The sequence below is a fragment of the Bradymonas sediminis genome (assembly GCF_003258315.1).
Classification (GTDB): Bacteria; Myxococcota_A; Bradymonadia; order Bradymonadales; family Bradymonadaceae; genus Bradymonas; species Bradymonas sediminis.
The window spans coordinates 4,521,342-4,546,580 of sequence record NZ_CP030032.1 but is presented as its reverse complement, the minus strand read 5'-3'; the positions used below and the strand labels follow the sequence as shown (position 1 = coordinate 4,546,580).

At 59.2% G+C, this 25,239-nt stretch carries 20 protein-coding genes; 9 read left to right on the top strand and 11 right to left on the bottom strand.

Annotation, left to right across the window (positions count from 1 at the left end; all coding sequences use genetic code 11):
• Nucleotides 1-137: 137 nt before the first annotated feature.
• Nucleotides 138-1,439, top strand: coding sequence for a tetratricopeptide repeat protein (locus DN745_RS17125; protein WP_111336764.1), 1,302 nt, complete (start codon nucleotides 138-140; stop codon nucleotides 1,437-1,439).
• A gap of 74 nt (nucleotides 1,440-1,513) precedes the next feature.
• On the opposite strand, the gene DN745_RS17120 is transcribed toward DN745_RS17125, so the two are convergent.
• From DN745_RS17120 to DN745_RS17110, 3 genes are all read right to left on the bottom strand, one after another.
• Nucleotides 1,514-2,497 carry a polysaccharide deacetylase family protein gene (locus tag DN745_RS17120; RefSeq protein WP_111336762.1) on the bottom strand — a complete coding sequence of 328 codons (984 nt, stop codon included), beginning with the start codon at nucleotides 2,495-2,497 and terminating at the stop codon, nucleotides 1,514-1,516.
• On the bottom strand, nucleotides 2,494-3,261 hold the full coding sequence (locus DN745_RS17115; RefSeq protein ID WP_111336760.1) for a glycosyltransferase family 2 protein: 768 nt from the start codon (nucleotides 3,259-3,261) through the stop codon (nucleotides 2,494-2,496). Before DN745_RS17115 ends, DN745_RS17120 begins: the two co-directional genes overlap by 4 nt.
• Nucleotides 3,262-3,407: 146 nt before the next feature.
• The gene (locus DN745_RS17110; RefSeq protein WP_133621910.1) at nucleotides 3,408-3,692 is read right to left on the bottom strand and encodes a hypothetical protein; all 285 of its coding nucleotides are present in this window, start codon (nucleotides 3,690-3,692) and stop codon (nucleotides 3,408-3,410) included.
• A gap of 248 nt (nucleotides 3,693-3,940) precedes the next feature.
• Between DN745_RS17110 and DN745_RS17105 the strand changes: the two genes are divergently transcribed.
• Nucleotides 3,941-5,146, top strand: a complete 1,206-nt coding sequence (locus DN745_RS17105) for a urate hydroxylase PuuD (protein ID WP_111336757.1) — start codon at nucleotides 3,941-3,943, stop codon at nucleotides 5,144-5,146.
• An 89-nt stretch (nucleotides 5,147-5,235) separates the two neighbouring features.
• Here DN745_RS17105 and uraH read toward each other — a convergent pair whose 3' ends face one another.
• From uraH to allB, 3 genes are all read right to left on the bottom strand, one after another.
• On the bottom strand, nucleotides 5,236-5,577 hold the full coding sequence (gene uraH / locus DN745_RS17100) for a hydroxyisourate hydrolase (RefSeq protein ID WP_111336755.1): 342 nt from the start codon (nucleotides 5,575-5,577) through the stop codon (nucleotides 5,236-5,238).
• A gap of 87 nt (nucleotides 5,578-5,664) precedes the next feature.
• A complete protein-coding gene (gene alc, locus DN745_RS17095) occupies nucleotides 5,665-7,167 on the bottom strand; it encodes an allantoicase (RefSeq protein ID WP_111336753.1) in 1,503 nt (500 codons plus the stop codon).
• A gap of 46 nt (nucleotides 7,168-7,213) precedes the next feature.
• The gene (gene allB / locus DN745_RS17090) at nucleotides 7,214-8,560 is read right to left on the bottom strand and encodes an allantoinase AllB (RefSeq protein WP_111336751.1); all 1,347 of its coding nucleotides are present in this window, start codon (nucleotides 8,558-8,560) and stop codon (nucleotides 7,214-7,216) included.
• Nucleotides 8,561-8,816: 256 nt separating this feature from the next.
• Here allB and DN745_RS17085 point away from each other — a divergent pair, with 256 nt between their 5' ends.
• Nucleotides 8,817-9,767, top strand: coding sequence for an EamA family transporter (locus DN745_RS17085; RefSeq protein WP_111336749.1), 951 nt, complete (start codon nucleotides 8,817-8,819; stop codon nucleotides 9,765-9,767).
• Nucleotides 9,768-9,886: 119 nt separating this feature from the next.
• On the opposite strand, the gene DN745_RS17080 is transcribed toward DN745_RS17085, so the two are convergent.
• Together DN745_RS17080 and DN745_RS17075 are read right to left on the bottom strand one after the other, a co-directional pair.
• Complete coding sequence (locus tag DN745_RS17080) at nucleotides 9,887-11,167, bottom strand: hypothetical protein (RefSeq protein WP_111336747.1); 1,281 nt, start codon at nucleotides 11,165-11,167, stop codon at nucleotides 9,887-9,889.
• 87 nt (nucleotides 11,168-11,254) lie between these two features.
• On the bottom strand, nucleotides 11,255-11,995 hold the full coding sequence (locus DN745_RS17075; protein WP_111336745.1) for a tetratricopeptide repeat protein: 741 nt from the start codon (nucleotides 11,993-11,995) through the stop codon (nucleotides 11,255-11,257).
• Between the two features lie 669 nt (nucleotides 11,996-12,664).
• Between DN745_RS17075 and dnaN the strand changes: the two genes are divergently transcribed.
• From dnaN to DN745_RS17050, 5 genes are all read left to right on the top strand, one after another.
• Entirely contained in the window at nucleotides 12,665-13,789 is a 1,125-nt protein-coding gene (gene dnaN, locus DN745_RS17070) for a DNA polymerase III subunit beta (protein WP_111336743.1), read from the top strand.
• 152 nt (nucleotides 13,790-13,941) lie between these two features.
• Nucleotides 13,942-15,105, top strand: a complete 1,164-nt coding sequence (gene recF, locus DN745_RS17065; RefSeq protein WP_111336741.1) for a DNA replication/repair protein RecF — start codon at nucleotides 13,942-13,944, stop codon at nucleotides 15,103-15,105.
• A 60-nt stretch (nucleotides 15,106-15,165) separates the two neighbouring features.
• Complete coding sequence (gene rlmD / locus DN745_RS17060) at nucleotides 15,166-16,707, top strand: 23S rRNA (uracil(1939)-C(5))-methyltransferase RlmD (protein WP_162687751.1); 1,542 nt, start codon at nucleotides 15,166-15,168, stop codon at nucleotides 16,705-16,707.
• A gap of 36 nt (nucleotides 16,708-16,743) precedes the next feature.
• On the top strand, nucleotides 16,744-17,877 hold the full coding sequence (locus DN745_RS17055; protein ID WP_111336738.1) for a LuxE/PaaK family acyltransferase: 1,134 nt from the start codon (nucleotides 16,744-16,746) through the stop codon (nucleotides 17,875-17,877).
• Nucleotides 17,864-19,084, top strand: a complete 1,221-nt coding sequence (locus tag DN745_RS17050; protein WP_111336736.1) for an acyl-CoA reductase — start codon at nucleotides 17,864-17,866, stop codon at nucleotides 19,082-19,084. Before DN745_RS17055 ends, DN745_RS17050 begins: the two co-directional genes overlap by 14 nt.
• A 9-nt stretch (nucleotides 19,085-19,093) precedes the next feature.
• Here DN745_RS17050 and DN745_RS17045 read toward each other — a convergent pair whose 3' ends face one another.
• Nucleotides 19,094-19,861, bottom strand: a complete 768-nt coding sequence (locus DN745_RS17045) for a polysaccharide deacetylase family protein (RefSeq protein WP_111336734.1) — start codon at nucleotides 19,859-19,861, stop codon at nucleotides 19,094-19,096.
• 328 nt (nucleotides 19,862-20,189) lie between these two features.
• On the opposite strand from DN745_RS17045, the gene DN745_RS17040 reads away from it, so the two are divergent.
• Nucleotides 20,190-22,898 (top strand): M16 family metallopeptidase, encoded by a 2,709-nt coding sequence (locus DN745_RS17040; protein WP_133621912.1) that lies wholly within the window; start codon nucleotides 20,190-20,192, stop codon nucleotides 22,896-22,898.
• A 139-nt stretch (nucleotides 22,899-23,037) separates the two neighbouring features.
• Here DN745_RS17040 and hisC read toward each other — a convergent pair whose 3' ends face one another.
• Together hisC and DN745_RS17030 are read right to left on the bottom strand one after the other, a co-directional pair.
• Nucleotides 23,038-24,198 (bottom strand): histidinol-phosphate transaminase, encoded by a 1,161-nt coding sequence (gene hisC, locus DN745_RS17035; RefSeq protein ID WP_111336730.1) that lies wholly within the window; start codon nucleotides 24,196-24,198, stop codon nucleotides 23,038-23,040.
• Between the two features lie 639 nt (nucleotides 24,199-24,837).
• On the bottom strand, nucleotides 24,838-25,236 hold the full coding sequence (locus tag DN745_RS17030; protein ID WP_111336728.1) for a hypothetical protein: 399 nt from the start codon (nucleotides 25,234-25,236) through the stop codon (nucleotides 24,838-24,840).
• Nucleotides 25,237-25,239 lie beyond the last annotated feature (3 nt).

Sequence of the window (25,239 nt, the reverse complement as noted above, 5' to 3'; positions counted from 1 at the left end):
GCCTTTAAGGCGGCGTTAATTTTACAACCCGGGGAAAGCGACGCGCTTCAAATGGCGTGACAATGGACTTGAGCGTGCTATGCTGATTGGGACGCGACCGCGTCAATCATAATATATTTCAACGATTTGGAGCCGCGATGCATTGGGTTCGAGCCGATTATCTCAAAAAACTTGCGGGGTTGGGCGCGTTGCTCGCCGTGGTATTGGCTGGCAGCGCCTGCTCGACGGGAAAGTCAGCGACGGTGTTGGACGGGCGCCAGGCGCTCGCGGAGGAGTTGAACCTCGATCCGATGCTTATTCGGGCAAGCGCCGATGGCGAAGTCAGCCAGATGATCGATGTGAAGGAGCTATTTAACCTGGCCTATGACGCGTTTTCGCAGCGGCGCTACGAACGCGCAGCGGATCATTATGGGGCGGTGGTTAAGTATTTTCCGGAGAGCAATTATTATCTGCCCGCGCTTTATAATGCGGGTTTAAGCTACGAGAAGCTCGATCGGTGGGATGCGGCGGCCGATAGTTATCGCCAGATTCTGGAGGGCTCTCCCGACGCCAAGGACGCGCTGGACGCGTCCTTTCGACTCGCCAACGCCTACGACAAATCGGGGCGCCACACCGAAGTCGTCGACCTGATGACCGAGGTGCTTCTGGGCGCTGAGATCGCGTATTTCGACCGCATCGAGGCCTATGTTCGCCGCGGCAATGCGCTTCGGGAGCTCAAGCAATGGACGGAGTCCGAAGATGACTATCGCACCGTCCTGCAGCTCAATAAGAGCGCGACGCCGCGCGACCGGCTCGCCGCGGGCTCCAACCTGATGGTGCAGACCTACTTCGGCCTGGGGCGCAGCTTTCATGCCCAGGTGCGCGAGATTAAGCTGGTGCTGCCGCCCGACCGCATGGGCGATGATTTGAGCGAGAAAGCGCGCCTCTTCACCTCGGCCCAGGCCAATTATATCGAGGCGTTGCGCCATCATCACCCCCAATGGTCGGTGGGCGCGGGCTTTATGATCGGCAAACTCTACGAAGATTTCTATACCGATATCTTCAACGCCGAGATTCCCGATACGCTCAGCGACGAGGCCGTCGCGCTGTACTTCGAAGAACTTCGCAAGCAGATTCGCCCGTTGATGGAGCGCGCGATTGACGTCTATGAGCGCAACCTGTCGCTCTCCAAGCGTATGGGCAAGGACGCCAAGAGCGACGAGTGGGTGAGCCAAACCGAGATGAAGCTCAACCGCCTGCGCAACTTCCTCGAAGACCCGATCACCCAGCGTCGCGCCGAGATCCTGGTGGCCCACGGGCGCAAATTGCGCCATCCCTGGGACCCCAGCGAGACCGCCATTGACCTGGTCGGCGTCGCCATTCAGGAGGCCTCCACGGCCGTGCTCAAGGCGCCTGCGGCAGAGAGCGACACACCGAAGAAGAATATCCCCAAATCTTAAAAAAAAATGTTCCACGTGAAACATTCGCGCCGAATGGGCCGCCGGGCAACCCTCTCAGGGTCGCCCGGCGAGTCTCATCCGGGCAAATGCCGCACTGCGTCTTCGAGCGTCGAGAATAGATAATCCGCGCGAAGTCGATTGATGACGTGGTGGTAGATCATGCTCTTTCGCGGCCAGGAGACGCGCAGGTCAGGCTGGGCTGCGATTAACTCGTCGGCGTTTTCGGCGCCGCGAAGATCACTCGCGTCCATAAAATCAATGGCGTGGAATTCGAGCTGGAAGAGGCGCGGGTGCGCGCGTCGAAGCAGGGGAAAGACCGCGTCGAAGCCCGTCGTACCCATCAATTGCAGGCTGGTGCCGATGATGGGAAAGCGTACGCCGGGCACCAGGCACATCGGGATTTCCCAGGGCAAATCTGAGAGCGGATCCTGGCGCCACATCTGCTCGCGCGACGGTCGATAGGGGGTGATGGGGGCGAGCAGGGTTTCGGGGGCGACCATCGCGCTGCGACTCGGACGCCCGCTGACTTTTTGCCAGCCCATGATGGCGCCCTTTGCCAAATAATACGGCGGGCAGGAAAACATCGACGAGTCGTAGAGATAATTGCGCCGGCCGAGCGTCTCGATGATTTCGGGGCTGATATTATAGCCCGGGGCGCGGTAGCCGACCGGGCGGCGACCGCCGACGCGCTCAATCGCCGCTTCGCCGCGCGCGATTTCATCGATGCGCGTCGCGGCGCTGCGGCGCGGCAAATCATAAAAATGGGAGTAGGTATGATTACCGAGTTCGTGGCCGCTGGCGGCGGCCTCGCCCAGGATCTCGGCGTGGGCCGGATGCTCGGTGTCGCTGCCCACGACGAAGAGCGTCGCGGGCACGCCCGCCTCGCCGAAGAATTCGAGCAGGCGTCGAACGCCCACCGAATAGGCGCGGTCACCACCCGCCGGGGCGCCGCGATGATGCCCGTCGCCCAGGCCATGAATGGCGCGGTAGCAAGCCATCGAGTCGAGGTCGACCGTCAGGCAGGCGAGAGGCTTCTCGGCCGGGAAAGAATCACTCATGAGCGATGGCGTACGCGAATAACCCAGACCAAACGACCCATATTTTTCAGGACATTCGGCACGCGGCGAAAGAGGTTAATCGAGGGCTGACGCTTCTCGACGACCGTCAGCGGAATCTCGGTCATGCGGAAGTTCATGCGCTCGGCGCGAATCACGAACTCGCTGGCGAAGAGGTCTTTATTGACCACGCAGCGGTCGATCACTTTGAGCAGGCGCTCGCGCTTAAAGGCCTTGAGGCCGTGGGTGTCGGTGCCCTTAAAGCCCAGGAAGATGGTGAGCATCGAGTTGAGCACGCGCGTGGCCAGTCGACGGTAGAGGGGGCGCTGATCCGAGGAACCCTTGAGCGCCTTGCTGCCCACCACGAGGTCGTAATTCTCATTGGCCATCTTATCGAGGGCGCGCATATAGAAATCGGTGTCACACAGGTCGATTTCGTCGCAGACGACGTATTCGCCGGTGGCCGCCAGGATTCCGCGCCGCAGCGCAAGACCGTAGTCGGGCTCCGGGTTATGCATCAACTTCAGCTCCGGGTGATGCTCCATCAGCTCGGTGGCGACTTCGATGGTGCGGTCCGTCGAGCCGTTCTCGGCCAGGATAATCTCGTAGCTATAATCCCAGCGCGGGTCCTTGGCTAATTTCGCGGTGAGATCCGCGATGGACGCCGACAGAATTCCCTCTTCGTTATAGATGGGGATGATGATCGAGACATCGACCAACCGGGCTTCATCGACGTCGGAGATATTGATTTCGGGACTTGTATTCATAGAACTTCGTAGAACTTATAGGGAAAATCGCGGAGCGGTCCAGGTCGAGGGGTCTCGGGTTGGACGCCTGTTTTCTATACCAGAGTCGCGAGCGCGTTCAAACAAATTGCCTCGCGCTCACTAAAATTAGTGCCCATTTATGCGGCTTATTGCGCGCCGGCGTATTTATTCAGCCATCGATAGGCGAAATATAAAAAGCCCCAGTTCAGCGCGAGGAACGAAACACTCAGACCCACCATAAAGAGGGTAGTGGTGAGCCCGTTGGATTCGACCGGCGGGATAAACGGCACCAGCCGCGGCTCAACGAGCACCAATAGCGGGATCAGCGCGGGGATTGAGAGGCCCGCGCCTGCCATCATCATCAGTGATTTCGAGATGACCGGCGGCGCCGGAGCAGCTTGTTTTTCAGGCTCAGGATTTTGCGTGGACATACTTTGCGCTCGAAAAGGTTGATTTCCGCGCGCACCATACAAGGTCGGGTAGCGCGGCACAACGCAGGGATTGAAGGTGGGTGGCCGACCCCGCCCAATAGAGCAATCCGCGCCGCATATAATTCCCACCTGCTCACGTCTGCCTCGCTTTGGCGGCGCCAAGCCCGGGGGCCCTTGCGCAGAGGGAATCTCACGGGCTAATATTTGGGGGCTATCTCGAATTAAAATACTCCAAGAAAGTGGACCCGATGAACCCTCACGTGATTGAGTGGCTAGACCTGGTGATCCGATGGCTACATGTCATCACCGGCGTGGCCTGGATTGGCGCATCATTCTATTTCGTCTGGCTCGAGAATATGCTCGAGCGTGATAAGGCCGACCTGCCGCCGGGCATCGAGGGCGATTTGTGGGCGGTGCACGGGGGAGGGTTTTATTATCTGACCAAATATAAGGTCGCCCCCGAGAAGATGCCCAAGACCCTGCATTGGTTTAAGTGGGAGGCGTATTTCACCTGGATCTTTGGCTTCTCACTGCTGACGATTGTTTATTATTTCAAGGCCGACTCCTATATGATCGACGCGTCGGTGGCGGATATCTCGCCGATGACCTCGATCGCGCTGGGCGTCGGGTCCATCGTCATCGGCTGGGTGGTCTACGACGTGCTGTGCCGCACGCCGCTGCTGAAGCGGCCGAGCCTTTTCCTCGCGGTGATGTACCTCTTTATGGTGGGGGCGGCGTTTGGGTTGTCGCAATATCTGAGCCCGCGCGCCGCCTATATTCATATCGGCGCGATGCTCGGCACGATGATGGCGGGCAACGTGTTCTTCGTGATTATCCCGGGCCAAAAGAAGATGGTCAGCGCGGCCGAGGAGGGCCGCGAGCCCAACGCCGCCGACGGGCGCTACGCGTCGCTTCGCTCGCGGCACAATAATTATTTCACGCTGCCCGTGCTCTTTATCATGGTGAGCAACCACTTCCCGACCACCTATGGGCACGAGTATGGCTGGGCGATTCTGGCGGGATTGTCGGCGGTCGGCATCGGCATTCGCCATCATTTCAACGTGCGCCATAAGTCGAATCAATATGTGTGGACGATGGGCGCCGGCGCGCTCGCGATTTTAGCCCTGGCGTTCGTCACCTCGCCGGACTTCGGCACGAGCGACAAGCAGGCGGCCATCGAAGCGATGCCGCCGGTCCCCTACGCAACCGTCGACAAAATCATCACCGAGCGCTGCGTGATGTGCCACTCGGATGCGCCCACCGACGCGGTCTGGAAGAGCGCCCCGCTGGGCATCACCTTCGACACGCCGCAGGAGATTAAGAAGCACGCCGAGCGCATCAAGGTTCGCTGCTTCGACACCGAGACCATGCCCCTGGTCAACCAGACCCATATGACCCCCGAGGAGCGCCAACAACTGGGCGCATGGGTCCTGCAGGGCGCCAAGATCGACTGAAGGATTTCAGTCCACTGACAATAAAAAACCGGCCACCGCGATGAAGCAGTGGCCGGTTTTTTTGTTCCCGATTCTATCGAATCTACGCCTTAACTTCCGCGGTAGGTCGAATAGCCGAAGGGGCTGAGCAGCAGCGGGACGTGGTAGTGCGAGTCGGCGTCGTCGACTTCGAAGACGACGCGCACGACCGGGTAAAAACTCTTGACCGCCTGCTCCTCGAAATAAACCGCGGTCTCAAAGCTCATGCGATACATCCCCAGGAGCAGTGACTCTCCCTCGTTCAGCAAGTCGACCACGCGCCCGTCGGCGTTGGTCGTGCCGCCGCCAATCGCGCGCCATCCACCGTGGGTTCGCGCCTCAAGAATCAACGGAACGCCTTCGGCCGGGCAGCCCCGGGAGGTGTCGAGAATATGGGTGCTTATCGTGCTCATCAGAAGTCCTCGCGAATGCTGCGGGCGCCGGTCGCGCCCGCGATTTTGACTCTTCGATTCGAATTTACTGGGCGTTCTACGGCAAAATTAAGGGCGCTCGACTAACTTATTGAGGCGAAGCGCCATGATCTTGCGCTGCTCCTCGGCGGCCGCGGCGATCTCGGTATTTCGGTCGTTCTCCAGGCGCGCTTCGAGGGCGGCCAGGATCTCGTCGGCGCTCTTGCCGGTGGCGCAGATGATAAAGATAAAGCCGTGGCGCTCCTGGTAGGCGAGGTTGGCGGCGCGCAGGCGGTCGAGGGTTTCCTGCGAGGCGCTCGAGGCCGCGGACTGCTCCTGGGCCGCCCATTTTTGCGAAGCCTTCGACGCCTGTTTGTGGTCGCCGATTTTGGGATGCGCGGCGAACGCCTCAAGGTAGTCTTCAGTGCCAAGCTTTGAGAACGCGGCGTCGCCGGCTTTTTGAATCGCCTCAAGCGACCCAAACGGGCGCTGAGACGCCATCTTCTCGGCCCAGGCCGTCGACCCGCAGCAGCGCAAAAACGCACGCTCGGCGGCGGCCGGCGAAATGGTGTTGAGCCACTCCAATTTACGTTTTTGCCAGCCCTTTTCGGTCACGCGCCCGCGCAGACGCACCCGGCTGATGCCGCCGTCCGGGAACATATTCACCCGCACATGGGTAATCGGCGCGGTCGGCTCGATGTCGAGGTGATGTTGAGTATGCGCCTGCATCTTCGTCTGCGGATAGACCTCGAACCAATCCTGTGCGTCCGGGTCAAAATCGGCGCCGAGTTGGTCGGAATTGCAGCCTTCGACCGAGACCGAGTCGGGATAATTTCCCTTAAAATGATTCGTATCGATCTCGACGTGCTCGACGCGCCCCTCGGCCCCGAGCTGCAGAACCGCCCAATCATGCCCGGGTCCGCGCCGGCGCGTGGTCTCCCACCCGTCGCCCATATGCACCCCGCGCGTGGGCATCAAAAGGTTGGTGGGCTTGCTAAAAAACATATCGCTCGCGCTCAGCGCTCGCCCGCCGTTTTCGATGCCGATCAGGTCAATCTCCCCCACGCGCGCCCATCGATCCAGGTCCGGCGAGGGCTCGCCGTGCACCCGCAAGCGCGCGACGCCGCCGTCCGGGAAGATATTGAAGCGAAGATGCGTAAAACGCGCGCTGCTGTCGATCTCAAACTCGTTTTTGAAATGCCCCTTGAGCGGCGACTTCTCGAGAATTTCGATCCACTCGATGTCGCCATCGGCCAGTTCCTCGGGCGACAGATGCCCCTCGATAACGGCGGCCTCAATCGAGCAATATTCTGGATAATTTCCGCGGAAGTTCGCCGTATCGACCACGACGCCGCGAATCAAACCCGGCAACCCGAGGCGAATCACACACCAATCATTGCCCGGACCGCGCTTGCGGCGCGTCTCCCAGCCATCGTACCACTTGCCGCTGTCGGTAAAGCGTGTGGGATCAAAGATTGGCTCCGGGCCCCTGATAAGATTCTCTTTAATCGCGAAAAACTCGTCGCTCGCCACGAGCACCGCTCCACCAAGTGTTTCAAGGGCGAGGTCGATATAGTCGGTAAATTTCGTCATATGTTAGGTCTCAGAGCTCAAGAAAAGAGAATAGAAATCGAATCTTTTATTTTAGAATAGGGCGTCCAACGGGGGTTGAAAACGCGCCTTCGCGATAGACCGGCTCGCCCCGAAGCAGCGTCATTTGGACGACGCCTTTGAGTCGATGGCCGTCATAGGGCGTGACCTTATGCCGGTGCTCAAGCGCCTGGGCGTCGACGGTGAACTCGGCCTCGGGGTCCCAGATAACCAGGTCGGCGCTCATCCCCGGGGCGACGCGCCCCTTTTGCTCGCTAAGACCGGCGAGTTTCGCCGGCTCGGCGCTCATCCAGCGGCTCAACTCGTCGAGGGAATGCCCACGCGCGCTGGCCGCCGTCCACATAATCGGCAGCGAGAGCTGCAGCGACGCGATGCCGCCCCAGGCTTGGTCGAAGCGGCCGGAATCAAGGCATTTTAGCTCGGGCGGGCAGGGGGAGTGGTCGCTGCCGATCAGGTTAATCTCACCTGCGGCCAGCGCCTTCCATAATTGTTCGGCGTTTCCGCGAGAGCGAATGGGCGGCGCGCATTTATAGTGGGTCTGCCCATTGCGAATCTGGTCGGAGCTAAAGACGAGATAATGCGGGCAGGTCTCCACGCTCACGTCCACGCCGCGCTCGCGCGCGCGCCTCAAAAACGGCAGCGCGCTCGCCGAGGACAGGTGCACGATATGAAGGCGCGCCCCATAGCGCCCGGCGTATTCGCAAAGCCCGGCGACCGCCTGAACTTCGGCGCTCGGTGGGCGCGAGGCCAGGTAGAGTCCGTAGTGACGAGCATCACCGCTCGCCCAGACCTGCTCGGCCGACTCAATCACATCGGAGAGCTCCGAGTGGCACAAAAGCGGGGCGCCCAACTCGCTCAGAAGCGGCATCGCCGCCTCAACGTCGGCCATCGACACGTTCTCAAACTCATCGACGCCCGAGGGCGATAAGAAACACTTAAAGCCGAGCACGCCCGCGGCGTCCAGGGCGGCGACTTCCTCCAGATTCCCGGGGACAAGGCCGCCCCAAAAGCCCACGTCGACATGACATTTGCCCTCGGCCGCGGCGAGCTTGGCCTCCAAGCCGGCGACGCTCGTGGTCGCCGGGATGCTATTGAGCGGCATATCGACCAGGGTGGTCGTCCCGCCGGCCGCCGCCGCGCGCGTCGCCGTCTCAAATCCCTCCCAATCGCTTCGCCCCGGCTCATTGATATGCACATGCGCGTCGATTAAGCCCGGCATAACCACCGAATCGCCGACGGCGAGCACCTCGATATTCTCCTGAATATCATCGTATTCGGCGACGCGCTCGATGCGCCCGTCCTGGATATATAAACAAGCGGGGCGCGTGCCCTCGCCGGTGACAACGCGACGGCTCTGGATGATGAGTTCAGCCATTCCTACCCTTCGTCCTAAAAATGAAAAACGAGTCCACGATTCTACTCAGAATTAATCTATTCTGGGGACTATACGAAACCAATTGATTGGCGTATCTCAGCCGCTGATGAGACCCCTTGGCCTCACAACTGTCAAGTTGCACAAATCTCAGAAGTACGCCGGATGCCGCGTCATCCGAGTTGAGTTTTGCCATCGCGCGAATTCCTCGTACCGCCACTCTTCCTCGTTTTAGCGCCCCTCAAGCGCCCCACGTATTATGACTGACCTGCTCGAATTTGGATTCATCCTGGCCTTGCTCTCTGCATTGAGTTGGGCCTCGGTCGACATTATCCGCAAATATATCGTCGCAAATTTGAACCCCACCTCGGCCTTGGTCGGCCTGATGTTGGGACAAGTCCTCTTGCTGCTGCCGTTTGTGCTGATGACCGAGGTCGGCGCGGCCCCCAGCAGCGACCACACCCTCGTAAAGACCCTCTTCATCGGCATCCCGGACCTCTCCAAAAGCTACCTCATCCAATCCGCCGGCTCCATCGCGCTGAATCTGGCGGCGAATCTACTCTTTTTGCGCGCCGTCGCGATCTCGCCGCTCAGCCTGACGACCCCCTACCTGGCGCTCACGCCGGTGTTCTCGGCGCTGGTCGCATTTTTGTGGCTCGGCCAAATCGTGACCGGCTGGGGCATCGTGGGGATTTTGATTGTGTGCGTGGGCGCGTTCTTTTTGAACCCGGGCTCCAAATCCGACGGCCTGCTCGCGCCCATCAAAGCAATCGCCAGCGAGCGCGGCAGCCTCTATATGATCTGCGTCTCGCTGTGCTGGAGCATCACCCCGATTCTCGACAGCAAGGCCAGCCTGCAAACCTCGCCGCTGTGGCATACCGCGTTCCTCGCGCTGGGCATGGGCGTTTCACTGGCGATTTACCTCATCGCCCGCGGCGAAGCCCGCACATTGATCGCCGACCTCAAGATTCTGCCGGCGGTCGGGGTTTGCGCCTCGTTTTTGCTGCTCGCGGCCATGACTCTGCAGCTCAGCGCCTACGGCGAAGGCGTGCCCATTGCGTACGTTGAGACCATCAAACGCGCCGGCGGCGTTACGACTGCGATGCTGGCAGGGTATCTGTTCTTCGGTGAAAAAGACATCGCCCGGCGTTTCATCGGCGCGGCCGTCATGGTCATCGGCGTCGCGATGGTGCTGTTCTCGGGTGGATGACTCGATTTAACGAAAAGAATTAGGCTGTAAGACACGAAAAAAGAGGCATCGAAAGATGCCTCTTTTTTCGTTAGAGCAACTTATTTTGCGCCGACGCATCCGACGCAACCATCACGAGATCAGCCCAAATCGGGGCGGAATCGCGCGAGAATCTCGGGGTAATTCGTGGGCACGAGACCCTCGAGTAATTCGAGGCTTTTGGGGAGCGGAATCGGCTGGGATTGCGCGTCGGCGTCTTGTTGCGCGCGGTACTCCGCGATGCGCCGGTGTGCCTCTTCGACGGCCTGGGAAATCTCGTCCATATACAGGATTTCGGCGGTGTCGAGCTCGATTTGCGAGATGGGGTTCTCGTGAATCCAGGCGGGCCCAAAGAGCTGCTTGAGCATGCGACTGGCGAGGGTGGGCATATCCCAATAGACGCCGTGTTTGCCGAGTATATGTTGGGAAATCAGCCCGAATAATCCGGCGCCAGGGATGGCCATCAGGGCGGCGGAGAGGAACGCCGGAAGACGCACGATGGCGTGGACGCCGTGGTCGAGTCCGTATTGCAGGCGGAACGCGGCGACGTCGCTCTCAGCGATGATCTTTGCGTCACCCAGGGCGCCGCGGCCGTAGACGCCCTGGAGGGCGTGGACATTTTGAGAGCCGCCGGCCCAGGTGAAGAAGGCGCTCAGCGCGCCGGTGCCGAGCCAGCCGAATTCGACCATCGCGTCGACCAGGCGCGCGTGGTTTCGGCCCATGGTGTCGAGCGTCTCCTGGTAGCCGCGCGCGTGGTAGCCCTTGGTGCGGGTGTGGATGATCTGCCCGTCAAAGTCGATGCTGGGCGCTTCGATGGGGTCCATGCCCTCGCGCGGGCAGATCCATTTTCCGAAGGCGACCGAGTCGATAAAGACCGCGTCTTTGCGCGGGGCTTTCTGGCGCACGCGCTCAAACGCCGCGGCGACCTCGGCCGGAAACTCGGGGGGCTCGCCCTTTATATCACCCTTGAGGCCGCGCCTGGGCGCCATCATCATATCGGCGAAGAGGACCTCGAATTCGACGCCTTTACCGCGGGCGTATTCTTTGAGCGCAATCGCGTTCTGAAAACGCGCGAAATGCACCGACGACACCGGTTTGCCGTCGGCGTCCATGGCGAGCAGCGCCTCGGGTTCGTAATAGATACCGACGCCGTATTTAATAAGGCCCGCGTCGATGGACGCCAGGGTGGTGTGCAGGCCCATTCCGTCCGAGACCCCGGCGATGAGCCAGGGCTGCTCCGAGACGCGTTTGGCGTGCGGGGCGTTGGCGATATCGTTGAGCGTTTGGCGCTCAAAACTCGCTGACATCGCGTTTAATCGCGCCATTCCTGCGGCGATATTTTCCGGCGTAATCTGAGACTGCAAGCTTTCGATACTCATCATAAAATCCTAGGCATAAGTCGTTAAGTATTCCTAGGACAACACGTTCTCTGGCGCAACTATGACGTGCTATTAAGTCTCAGAACCGATCTAGAACTCGGGGCCGCCGCCGGTGCCGAGCATCGCGCAGCTCTCGTTGAGCCCGGCGTTGCACCCCCGCTCAAACCACCCGCGCGCCTGGGCCATGCTCGGCTGAACTCCGCTGCCGTTGGCGTGGATAATCCCGGCGGCGTGGCAGGCCTCGGGGCGCCCATACTCACAGCCCTGCTCATAGAATTGGAGCGCGCGCTCCAAATCGACCTCGACGCCGCGCGCCTCCGAATACATCACCCCGGCCAGCCCACATCCGGTGCCGTCTTCGGCCGCACACGCGCGCTCAAACCACTGGGTCGCCTTCGCGAAGTCCTGGGTCACGCCGCTGCCCTCGTAATTCATCAGCCCAGCGGTCACACAGCTCGGCGCGAAGTCACCGGCGCAACTCTTCTCGAAATACTCAAGCGCCTTCGATGCGTCCGCCGGGATGCCCTCGCCGCGCAGATAAAGCGCCCCGAGGATGCCGCAGCTCTCCCCGTGTTTGGCGGCACACGCCTTATCAAAATAGCGCATCGCCGCCTCGACGTTGCGCTCACCCACGCGCCCGTCAAACCGGATAATGCCCATCTCATAGCAGGCCGGCGCATATTCCTGCTCGCACGCCTCCCTATATAATTGGACCGCCTCCTCGGGATTCTCGCGCGCCTGCCGAAACTTGTCGGCCCCACTCTGATGGCTGCACCCGGCCACCCCGCCCAATACACTCACCCAAATAACGCCCACGATCAGTCGCTTCATGCCGTTCCCCCGCCCAATGACAAAAATAACCCCTAACGAAAACCATAAGTTCAATCTAATCACGACTCCTTACGTGATGTAAATCCCATCCGGGCGTCGGATTCACCGCGCAGCCAGCCTGAATAATCCGAAGCAATACGATCACTTAGGCGGCTACTCCCAACATCGTCGCGCCCATCGATCCGGCCATCGCCCCAGATTCTTGCGCTCGATCGCCTAAAATACCCCTCGAGATCCCCAAAAATGACTCGTCTCCCAGTCCCTCCGAATTGCGCTCAAAACCGGCGCCCCTCTCTCACGACCTCCAGGCCTGTGGGAAACTCTGTGGAGAACCCTGTGATCCGTCTGAGGAAAACCCTGTGATCTTGGATCTGGAAAACCTCCAGGGGCTTAGATCACAATTTGATCACGCGTTTACCACACGATCTATCCACATTTTAAAACCAATAAACTCAGCGACTTAGAATCTTTGATCACATGATCACAGGGCCTACTATTACTACTGCCGTTAAAAAACGAAGGGAACCTGAGTTATAAGCACCAGTAAGAAAGCCCTGGGGAATTAGAGAAGTATCTTTGCCCCCAAACCCGTTCACGGGACTTGTATTTAAGGGCAAGCTGTGGTGGATTAAGCGGGTCAAATCCACCTGATTTTAGAAGGCGATCATTATGAAAATTCGTATTTCCCCGCAGGCCCTGACCGACGAATTATTTAAATTGCAGGGCGTCGTAAGTCAGCGCAGCACGCTCGCCATTTTGTCGAACGCTCTTCTGCAAGCCAAAGATGGTCGATTGACGTTGCACGCCACGGACCTGGATACGTCGATTTCGACTTCCTGTGAGTGCGAAGTTCTCGAGGAAGGAAGCGTCACACTCGAGGCGAAGAATCTCTTCGATATCGTCAAGAATCTCGACGACGATAGCCTGGTCATCGAGACCGAAGATAATTATTGGGCCAACCTGAACTCGGGCAATGTGGTCTGCCGCATCGCCGGTACGCACCCCGATGATTTCCCGCAGATTCTCGACACCAGCGGCGTCGAGATGTACCCGATCGGCATCGAAACCCTGCTCAATATGGTCGACAAGACGCTCTTCAGCGTGTCGACCGACGACGCCCGCGCCAACCTCACCGGTGCGTTCTTCCGCGTCACCGCCGAGAATACGCTGCTGATGGTCTCGACCGACGGCCATCGCCTCTCCAAAATCGAGGCCGACCCGGAGTCCTTCTCCGCCGGCGAGAACACCCATCAGACGCTGCGCGACGGAATCATCATTCCGCGCAAAGGCCTCTCGGAGCTCAAGCGCATCGTCGACGCCAAGGCCACCGAGCTCAGCTTCGGCCTGGTCGACAATAGCATCGTGTTCCAGTCGGGCCCGATGACCATGTCGGTGATGCTCATCGAAGGAACCTTCCCGGACTTCACCCAGGTGCTGCCGAAAGAAGGTGACAACAAGGCGTTTGTTAAAAAGGATATGTTCCTGCAGGCGCTCAAATTCGTCAGCCTCTTCGCCAGCCCCAAGACGCATAACCTGCGCCTGTCGCTGTCCGACGAAGGTCTCGAGCTCTACGCCTCCGACCCCGACCGCGGCGAAGGTCGCAAGACCATCCCGGCCGAGTACACCGGTCAGCCGGTCAAAGCGGGTTATAATTATCGCTATCTCATCGACGTGTTGGGCGTGCTCGACAGCGACCAGGTTTCGCTGGAGATCATCGACACGCTCTCGCCGACGCTGATGCGCGACCCGACCAGCGACGAGGCCCTCTTCGTCGTCATGCCGATGCGCCTGTGATCGACGCGTTCGCTCAACTCGAGCGCCGATAGACCGAGATTCTGCAAAACGCCACCGCGCTGCTCGCCGGTGGCGTTTTGCGTTCAGGCGTTATATTAGAGACGCGAGTTGCGCGCCCCACTCGAGTGGTCCCGAAACGCCCCAGACCCGCCATGCTTCTAGACGCCCTGCACATTACAAACTTCCGCAATATCGCCGACGTGCGCCTCGACGCGCATCCGCGATTCAATATTTTGAGCGGACAAAATGGCCAGGGGAAGACCAATATTCTGGAGGCGATTTACCTGCTAGGCGCCGTGAAGAGCTTTCGCCCGCAGGTCAACAGCGACCTGATTCGATTCGGCCAGGAGCAGGCGTCGCTGGTGGCGCGGGTGGACCGCGGCGGCTCGGAGCGCATCGTGCGCCTGGAGATTGGCGCCCGCGGCAAGAAGATATTTCTCAATGACTCGCCGGTGCGCCAACTCTCGGACTTTTTTGGCACCGTCAATGTGGTGATGTTTGGGCCCGAGGATATCGCGATTCTGAAGGGCTCGCCCTCGGAGCGCCGCCGCTTTATCGACCGCGCGATTTTCAACGCTCAGCCCGCCTACGCCACCGAAACCCAGCATTATGAGGATGTCCTCGCCCAGCGTAACGCTCTGCTCAAGGACGCGCGCTATGACGCCTCTTTGATGAGCGTCTACGATGAGCAACTGGTCCAATACGGCGCGCGGATTATCGAGCGTCGTCTGGATTTTTTGGCACATTTTCGACCGATATTGCGCCGGACTTTTCAATCCATTTTTGATGAGTCCTTCGAGGCCGAAATCGGCTATTATATGAAGTGGCGAGACGCGGATTCGCATGATTTTCGGCGTGAGGAATCGCGCCAGGACGCGCATCTGCCCTCGCAGCCGGGCAAGCGCGACCGGCGTGACCTTGAAGAAGTCCTCTTCGAAGGTCTAGAGAGGACCCGGGCCGACGAGCAACGCCGCGGGTACACGCTGATTGGCCCCCATCGTGACGACCTGTCGACGCGCATAAATGGTCGAGATATAAAGACTTTTGCCAGTCAGGGTCAGCACCGCGCGTTTGTGTTGGCGATGAAGATCGCCGAGATATCGCACCTGGAAGAGCGCTACCGATTCGCGCCGATTTTGCTGCTCGACGATGTCTCCAGCGAGCTCGACCGGGAGCGAAACCGGTTCCTCTTCGACTTTTTGCGCCACCGTATGGAAGGGCAGGTCTTCATCACGACCACCCATCGCGACTATATTTTATTGGACGAAGATGTGCAGACCTACGCGGTCAAAAGCGGCGAAGTCACGCCCACATAATTTCTCTAATCGACGTGGCTTCGGCCTCGAAGCCCGGTAATATTTATGACAGCAGAATTTATGGAAAATACACCTCTCGAACTGCCCCATAGCCCGCGCCACGGCGAATTATTTGACCTGCTCGTCGAAGGCCTCACGCTCGATGGGATGGGCGTCGCGTCGGTCTCGACCCTCGTCGGGCCGCAGAAGCAGCCGCTGAATTATAAATTCCACATCCGCAAAGGGCTGCCGGGCGACCGCGTTCGGGTCCAGGTCGAGACGCGCAATAAGCGCGTCTTTCTTGCGCATATCACCGAATATCTCGAACCCTCGAAGATGCGCATTGAGCCCAGGTGCCGCCACTTTGGTCGGCGCGAAATCGAGGGCCAGGGCTGCGGCGGCTGCACCTTCCAGTCGCTCTCCTATCGCCATCAATTGATGAATAAGGAGCGCCTGATTAAGCAGCAAATGATCGATCATAAGGTCGATCCGGGCCTGGTTTACCCGATGATCGGGCAGGAAGACCCCTGGTATTATCGCAATAAAATGGAGTTCAGTTTTGGGACGACCGGCGAGCGCGAGTTCGCGCTGGGCCTGTATCCCAAGGGCTATCGCTACCAGGTTCTGAACCTCAAAGAGTGCTTTTTGGAGTCGGAATTTACCTCCAACTTTTTGCCCAAGATCAAAGATTGGGCGATGGAGATGGGGCTTAAACCGTATCGCGAGGGCGACCAGTCTGGCTTTTTGCGCAACCTGAGCATCCGCGAAGGCAAGCGCACCGGCGAGCGCATGATTGAGCTGATGACCACCCATCGACCGCAGGCGGAGTGCGGCGATAAGATGGTCGACGCGACTGAAATAGCCCAGCGATTTAAGGCGTTTATCCTGAGCGAGGCGCCCGACGATTTCACCTCGATCTATTGGACTCAGCAATATGTCGAGCGCGGCGAGCGCACCCGATTTATCGAGCATCATCTGCACGGCTCGCCGGTATTGCTCGAGAAGATGCATCTTCCGGGCGACCAGATCCTGAGCTTTGAGATTCACCCGAGGGCGTTCTTCCAGCCGAATACGCGCCAGGCCGAGGTCCTATACGCCGAGGTCTTGAAGCATACCGGGTTGCTCGAAGGCGGCGCTGGCGCCGAAGAAGAAGAGGGCGCAGAGAAGAAGCGCATCCTCGACCTCTATTGCGGCACCGGGACCATCGGTCTGTGCATGGCGCCCTTCGCTGAACACGTCGTGGGCATTGAATTGCAGCCCAACGCGGTCGATAACGCCCGCCAAAACGCGCACAAAAACGGCATTGATAATATCACGTTCTTCGCCGGCGACGTCGGCGCGGTGCTCAAAGAAGACGCGTTTATCGAGGCCGCCGGCGACATCGATCTGGTCGTCGTCGACCCGCCGCGCTCCGGGCTGCTCAAAGAGGCGCGCGAGCAACTGAAGGCCATCAATCCGCCGCGCATTATCTATGTCTCCTGCAACCCCAAAACCCTGGCGCGCGACCTCGCCGACCTCAGCGCTTCGGGCTATACGATTGACCGAATTCAGCCGGTCGATATGTTCCCGCACACCTATCATGTCGAGAATGTCGCCCTCCTCACGCGCCACGAACAGGCCTGAGGCGAGCGCCATTTTCCCTAAATAATGCAGTAAGTTATGAGTCAAAATAGCCCGAAAGCGAAGCTTATCGACGCCATCACCGCCTGGAATCCGCTCCAGGACGCGCTCGATTGGTCTGACGCGAAATTTAACGACTTCGCCCGCGAGATTTTTCGCGTGCAATTCGCTCAAAACGAGCCCTACCGAAAATTCTGTCAGAAGCGTGGCATCGGGCCCGATGATATCGCGAGCTACCGCGATATCCCGGCGGTGCCGACCGACGTCTTTAAGCATGTGCGATTGACGGTGGCCGAAGAGCCGGTGCGGGTTTTTCGCACCAGCGGGACGACCCTGGGCGCGCGCGGTGAGCACCGATTTGGCACGCTCGACGTGTATCAGACCGCGCTCGTCGGGCCGTTTCGTCGCTTTTGCGTGCCGGATGTCGACACCCTCCGGATGCTGGTGGTCGCGCCGTCTGGCCGAGACCTCCAGGACAGCAGTCTGTCGTATATGCTCGACGAATTGGTCGGGCGTTTTGGGGACGCAGAGAGCGCGTATTTTGTGCGCCCCGGCGAAGACGGCCAGCTTGAGATGCGCTTCGATGAACTTCGCGAGGCGCTCGACAAGGCGCAGGCCGACGGCGTGCCGACGATGCTGCTGGGGACGTCCTTCGGCTTTATCGAATTCTTTGACTCCTGCGAGCAGCGCTGGCAACTCGCCGAGGGCTCGCGCATCATGGAAACGGGCGGGTTTAAGGGGAAGACGCGCGAGGTTACCCGCGACGAACTCTACGAGATTTTTGAGCATCGCCTGGGCATCTCGAAGCGAAATGGGGTCAGCGAATATAGCATGACCGAATTGTCGAGCCAGGCGTATAGCGACAACCTCTTTTTGGACCATCTTTCGGCCGAAAAGGACGGGGCTGGCGGTGATAATGTGCTCCAGACGCCGCCCTGGGTGCGCGTGGAACTGGTCGACCCTTTAAGTTTTGAGCCCATCGAGACCCCCGGTGAGCAGGGCCTGATTCGCTGGTATGACCTGGCCAATACCGAGAGCGTGATGGCGATTCAGACCAGCGACCTCGGCGTGTTGGTCGAGGGCGGCGGCTTCCGATTATTGGGACGCGCCCCCCAGGCCGAGTTGCGCGGCTGCAGCCTCACCATCGAGGAGATTGTCGATGCCTCGCGCTGACCTCCAGCAGGCGTCGCAGCAGCGCGCATCCTATGCGCAGCGCGTGGAGTTATTGCGCGCGTTTATGGCGCAAATCTTCGACGATATCGAGTCCTCCGACCGCGAATTCGCGAAGTTATGCGAGGCGGTTGTTCGCGACGGTTGGCCCGCCGAGATGGCGCGCCAGGGAATGCTATTTGGGCAAAAGACCTGGCAAATCGACGTGATCACCGGGGCGTTTGAAGCCGAGATGATGTGTTTTGGCGGGGTCGCGGCGCTCGAGGGCGCGTCGGGTTCGCATCGGATAACGCGGCCTGAGAGCGTCGTTCATATCTGGCCGGCGCTCCCCGGCGCCGGGCTCACCCCCGTGTTCTACGGCGCGCTGCTCGGCGCGCCGCAGTGGATTCGCCCGTCGCGCCGAGGCCGTCATTTTGCCGAGTATATCGCTCAAAGATGGCCGCAAGAGGCCGCGCCGCTTGGGCTATTGGCGTCCGGGGATGCGTGGGATTTTGCCGATATCACGGTCGTCAGCGGCAGCGATGAGACCGTCGCCGAGGTGCGAGATATCGTGGCGAAGAGCGGGGCAGGGCGGCGTAAAATCGTGACCGGTTATGGGCATCGCGTGAGCTTTTGCGTGCTGGTCGACGGGCCCACCATGGCGCTCGGTGAGTGGGCGAAGAGCGTCGCGACCGACACCGTGATGTGGCACCAGATGGGGTGCTTTTCGCCGCGCGCGGTTTTATTTGTCGGGGCGCCGGAGCGCCTGGCTGAATTCGGCGAGTTACTCGGCGCGGCGATTGCGCGCGAGGAGTCGCGGCTAGGCGCGACTGACATGAACGCGGCGGAGTTGGCCCAGCGGGCGCAGGCGCGCGGCGTCGCTGAATTTCGGACCGAAATTTGGGGCGATGGTATCGGCTGGGTCGAGCGATCCGACCAGCCATTTCGCGGCGAGCGCATCGCGGCCCATACGGTGAGCCTGCACCCTGTGGCGTCGCTCGACGAACTTCCGAAGATGCTCGATATATTGCCCCAGCACGTCCAGGGCGTGGCGCTCGCCGCACCCGATGCGCAATTTGGGGCGTGGGCGGACGCGCTTTGCGCCGCCGGCGCGACCCGAATCTGTGCGCCCGGTAGATTGCAGTCCCCCGACGGCGATTGGCCCCATGACGGCCGTCCCAACACGCTCGATTGGGTACGCGCGACGCATCTTCCGGGGCACACTTCCTAACCCCAAAATTTAGGTCGATTTAAGCCGAGATAGAATGCGGCGCGGTCGCTGCAATAGCTCGCGGATGTGCGCGCGTTGACGGCTCAGCCCGGTGCCAATGACCCAATCTGCCAGGCTCTTTGGCGAATCATGGGTGCTGACGATTCGGTAGTCGAGCCGCTCCGGGGTGATGGGCGTCGCGTCGCTCGAAAGCTCGGTGACGCGCCCGCCAGGCTCCAAAATAAGGCGATATCCCGCGCGACGCGCCTCCTCGAGCACCAGGCCATCCACGGCCTGGCCAAAGGTCGACACAGTCGGGGCGAGGATGCCGACCTGATAGCCGGCGACCTCGGATAATTTTTGCTGGCTTTCGGTGAGTTCGGCGCGCAATTCCGCCAGAGGCATGCCCACCAGCGGACGCCCGCTGAGCCCACGACTCGCGAGGGAGACCCCGTGGCCGATGAGGATGGACGCGTCGGTCGTAGTCAAATCGCTCGCGCCTTCAATCTGCGCGAACGAACACGCGACGATCGACGATAAACCCTTCGGATTCAGTGAGTTAATCCACGCAGAGACGCTCGGGAGGTGGCAGTCGCCCAGCATCATCAACACGCTCGGTGTGCCGGTCTTATTGAGGATATTTGCCCCGATAAGAGAGGGCGCGCTGGGGCTTTGCACTTCGGCCGCCTCGAGTAAATCGAGCAATTCACTGAGCGCGTCCAACGTCATCCCATCGCAGCCTTTGTCGGGCGCGCGATCGAATAATTCGGCGATATAGAGGGTAGGCAAATAGATCATAATTTCGACTAGCGGCAATAATAGATGCGGGGCGTCGCGTGTCTCGTCGCGTCTTCGCGACACGATACCATTATCCGAACCAAGATGAGACCCGCCCAAACAAAATCGCGCGGGTCCATTTGTCCATCGAAAATCTCAAAAAATCGCAATAAGTCGGCTCCGGTCGGGCCGAGAACGCTGCTGGCCAGATTAATTCGGTTGGATGGATTGCCAATCTCAAAAGCGTGCTCAATATTGCTTGGACCGCTACTGCACCTTTATACAGCGGCCCAAATCGATTGTTCTCAAAAATCTGTTCCGCGTCTGATTTCTAGTATAGGGCAAACACGTGCATAAACTTCGGCAACAAGCAGCTTCTCTGAATCCGACCTCCTCGAACTGCGACACCGGCGCGCCGGCCAACGGGCCCAATGAGGACGGTTTGCTGCGCTATAAACTCGATAACGGGATGACCGTGGTGCTGCAACGCTCCACGAGCGCCCCGGTGGTGGCGTGTAACGTGTGGGTGGGCGTGGGAAGCGCGGACGAAGAGACCTTCGAGGCCGGCCTGGCCCACGTGCACGAGCATATGCTCTTTAAGGGGACGACGCGGCGAAAGGTCGGGGAATTAGCGCGCGAAGTTGAGGCCGCGGGCGGCCATATCAACGCGTTCACCTCCTTTGACCAGACTTGCTATTATGTCGTGATGAGCAGTCGGTTCTTTGAGACGGGCCTGGATATTTTGGCCGACGCGGTCCAGAACTCCTCCTTTGAGGCGGACGAATTGGAGCGCGAATTGGAGGTCATCCAGGAGGAGATCAAGCGCGGCAAAGACAGCCCCTCGCGCGAGGCGAGCCTGAAGCTATTTGAGATGGCCTTCCAGGAGCACCCCTACCGCTTGCCGGTCATCGGGACCAGCGAATCGGTCGATTCCTTCAAGCGCGAAGATGTGCTCGCCTTCTTCCATAAGCATTATGTGCCCGAGAATATGATGTTGGTCCTGGCCGGCGACTTCGAGTTCGACCAGGCGCGCGCGCTGGTGGATAAATATTTCAAGGATTTCAAGCAGGGGAACTACGTACCCAGGGAGCGCGCGGTTGAGCCCGAGCAGCGGGAATTTCGCGCGTGGACCGGCAGCGCTGAGATAAACCAGGCGCATCTGCGCGCGGGTTTTCATATTCCGCACGCTACCCATGAGGACATTCCCGCGCTGGACCTGCTCGGCGCGATTATGGGGTACGGCGATGCTTCGCATCTTTTTAAGACGATTCAGCGTGAGCAAGAACTGGTGAGCTCGATTTATGCGGGCGCCTACTCTCCCAAAGAGCCAGGGCTCTTTATGCTCTCGGCGGATTATCAGCTGCCGGAAGCACCGACAAAAGAGGGGGCACGAAATGACGTCGATATTCTCTCGGCCATCATGACCGAGGTCTTCCGCTTCCGTCATATTTGCCCCAGCCACGTCGACCTCCAGCGGGCGCGCACCATCATTGAGAGCACCGAGATCTACGGCAAGCAGACCGTCGAGAACCAGGCGATGAAGCTTGGGCGAAGCCTGATGGTCACGGGGGACCCGAATTATGAGCAAAAATATTACGCCGCGCTGGCCAAGGTGACCCCTTCGGATATTCGACGCGTCGCGCGCGAATATCTGACCCCCGAGAATTGCACCGTGGTGCTATCGCATCCCGAATCCCACGGGAGCATCGATACGGCCGCGCTCGAGAAGGCGGCGCGCGCTGGGTATGCGTTGGCGAGTTCTCAGCACCAGACGGTGCCGATCGAACTTGACGAGGAGGGGTTTGTCCGCATCGAGATGCCGGACGGGCCGACGCTCATTATTCAGGAAGATCATAGCGTTGAGACCTTCTCGATCCGCGCGCTTAGCATGGGCGGCGTGCGCTATGAGACCGCTGAGAATAATGGCATCACGAACCTCTTGAGTAATTTGGTCGACAAGGGAACCACTCAATGGTCGGCCACTGAAATCGCACACCGGGTCGAGTCGATGGCGGGTTCGTTGCACGGCATGGGCGGTCGGAACTCCTTCGGCATCGCGATGTCGGGGTTGAGCCAGTTCTTCGAGTCGAGCTTCGAGGTCTTCGCGGGCTGTCTGCTCGACGCGACCATTCCTGAAGAGGAGTTCGAGCGCGAAAAGCGACTTCAGATAGAGCAGATCCGCAGCCGTCGAGATGAACTCGGCACGGTGAGTTTCGAGCAATTCTATAAGGCGTTCTTTGCGCCCCATCCCTATTCGATGCTCACGACGGGGAGCGAAGCGTCGGTCTCGAGCCTGACGGTTGAAGACATTCGCGCCTATTATAAGGAATTGGTCCGCCCGAGCGACCTGGTGATTGTCGTGGTCGGTGACGTCAACGCAGAACTGGTGCAGCAACTCAGCGAGCGCTATTTTAGCGGATACGAGGTGACTGAGGGGACTGCTCCCGAAATTCCGGAGCCCTCGGAGTTGGATGGCGCTCGCCTGGTGGTAGGCGACCTTCAGAAGGAACAGGCGCATCTGATCGTGGGCTTTAAGGCGCCGAATCTTGGTGACGCGGAACAAGATGCGCTGAGCGTGCTCAATGCGGTTCTGTCGGGCCAGGGCGGCCGTTTATTTTATGAACTTCGTGACCGCCAAAGTCTCGCCTATAGCGTGGGCGCGCGCACGATCGTGGGGCTCGACGTCAGCGCCTTCGTTATCGTGATTGGCACGAGCCCCGAGAAGCTAGAGCAGGCCTATGCCGGTATCGTGAGTGAAGTTGAGAAGTTGCGCGAGGGCACCATCACCGAGGAAGAGGTCGGGCGAGCCAAGCGCTATCTGGCGGGAAGCCACGATATTGGTCTTCAGACCAACTCGGCGCGCGCGATTTCGGTTGGACTCGATGAGCTCTACGGGCTTGGATATAAGCGTGAGCTTGAATATGGGGAGCGCATCAGCGCGGTATCGCTGGCCGATGTGCAGGCGGTGGTCGATAAATATCTGACCCCCGAGAAGATGTTGGTCTCGATTATTAAGCCCAAAGAGACCGAGATTCGTGCGGACCTTCTGCGCAACTGAGCAAGGGCCGGCTCGGAGAGATTCGAGCCGGCGAGCCTCAAATAGAAAAGCCGTCATCCTTATAAAAGATGACGGCTTTTCTATTATATTTGATGCCCGATCGCCGGTGTGTTCTGCGAGGGCTCAAATCAAGTCGCTCTCAGAATACTTCGGCGAGGCGTTCGATAAGCTTCTCGGTCTGCTCAACGGTTCCGACGCTCATGCGCAGGCAATCTTTGAGGCCGGGATAGCCGGAGCGGTCGCGGACATAGACGCCACGAGCTTCGAGTGCGCGAAGCGTCTCCGGAAGATTATCGACGCGCACGACCACAAAATTGGCCGGGGTAATCTGGGCGTCGGCGTTCTTGGAGGCGAAGAATTCGCGAAGGAGTTCTTTGGAAGCGCGAACTTCGGCCAAAAAGTCATTGAGATAATCAAGGTCACTGAGCGCGGCAACCGCGGCAACCTGGCCAAGGGCGTTGACGCTCTTGGGGTTATAGATTCGGCTCAGACCCTCGATGATTCGGGGATCGGCGGCCAAATAACCAACACGCAGGCTCGCAAGGCCGAACGCTTTAGAAAAGGTCCGAGTGACGATGAGGTTCGGGTACTCGCGCACCAGGGGCATGCCGGTGACCTGCGAGAACTCAAAATAAGCTTCGTCCAGAATGATCAGCGTTTCCGGGTAGTCCTGGCACAGGGCTTCAACATCTTTCGGGTCGAGAACCACGCCGGTCGGGTTATTGGGGCTGACCAAATAGAGGATCCGGGTGTCCTGAGACATCGCATCGCGAATGCCTTCGATATTGGACGTGAACGCGGTGTCAGCGCAAACACGCGTGATGTCGGCGCCGCGGCTCTCTGCGAAGACCAGAAAGTGATTGTAGGTCGGAACCGGAGCGACGACTTTGTCGCCCTCGGACAGATAGGTATTGCAGATCAATTGGAGCGCGTCGTCGCTACCGTTGGTCGCGAGGATATGCTCGCCGGACACTCCGGTATACTTTTGCAACGCGTCCACAAGGTCGGTGCTTCCCAATTGGGGATACCAATTCAGGTCGCGATGGCTCGAAAGATGAGCCAGAATCGCCTCATGTACCCGAGGGCTCGGAGCTATGGTTGATTCGTTCCAATCAAGTTTGAACGTCGTCTCACCGTTGGGCCGAGCTTCAATCGCTGCCTGGCTGGTGACCGCAATATAGGGGGTGAGTGCCTGGACTGCAGGCGCTACCTCAATCGCTTTGCGAGCGCGCACTTCGCGCAACGCAGGTGCGTTATCTTCCGATTTTTTCGCCCGTAGTCGATAGTTCAAACTGGACATATGTCCCTCTGGATACTTTCAGGTCGGTTTTAATCGTTTTTTTAATCAGAAAACGCGCCGCTTGAAGACGGGCGAAACTGTCAAAATCACTTCGTTGTTACGCTGATTTGTGTGAGATGACAAAAAATATCACACAAAAGTCGCGGACATTCGCATAAGTGACACGATGGGGTCAAGTTAATGCTTTGGGTTCCTCGCGCAAAAATAGTGCCCTGGAGGCACTCGGCGTTTGGCAGCCCCATGTATATGCAACAATAAAGCCATCTCCGACTCGCGGGTCGAAATTGATCGGCTCGACGGCTTCATTATGCTTTAACTCCCGTATTTTCAACGCAATTTTTGGGTATTCAGCCCAAAATTTACTTGTTTTTGCTAGAAAGATGAGAAAAGGGAGCGCAACTCTGGATAAAGAGGGCTCCGGTTGGAGTAGGCTTGCTCCATATTCGCTCGTGTTTAGGCCAGATAACGATAGCGGGATAGTTGGGGGTATACGGCGAGCCAGGGAAGAACTCGATGACTCGGCGATTTGCATGGAGACACGGCGATCGTTTAGGGAGGGGATCGCGGTTTTTGCAGAGACTGTGCATTACACTTTGAATATTTCATCGTGTAGGGTGTCAAAGCATGTGAGACCGCGAATCACTCGCCAGGAGAAAAGATTATGGATATGTACACGACACGAATTTCAACGATATTATTGGCCCTTGCTCTGGCATTGCCCGCGTCGGTGCTTGTCCACGAACAAACGGCAGAGGCCAATCCTTTCGAGGCGCGCAAATCGTCCCTTTCGAATCGTTCGGGAAAACAACCCGCGAAGAAGAAGGCGCCGACGAGTCGCTCGACTTCGACGACGAAGAAGAAGAAGTCTAATAGTAAAACGCCGCGTCGCCCGACCACGGCGTCTCCGGTGGTCGCGCCGCGTCCGACCACCGCGCGTCCCACGCCGACCGCGCGTCCGACCACCGCGCGTCCCACGCCGACCGCGCGTCCGACGACGAAGACGCCTCGGCGCCCGGCCACGTCTTCTTCGACGACCAAGAC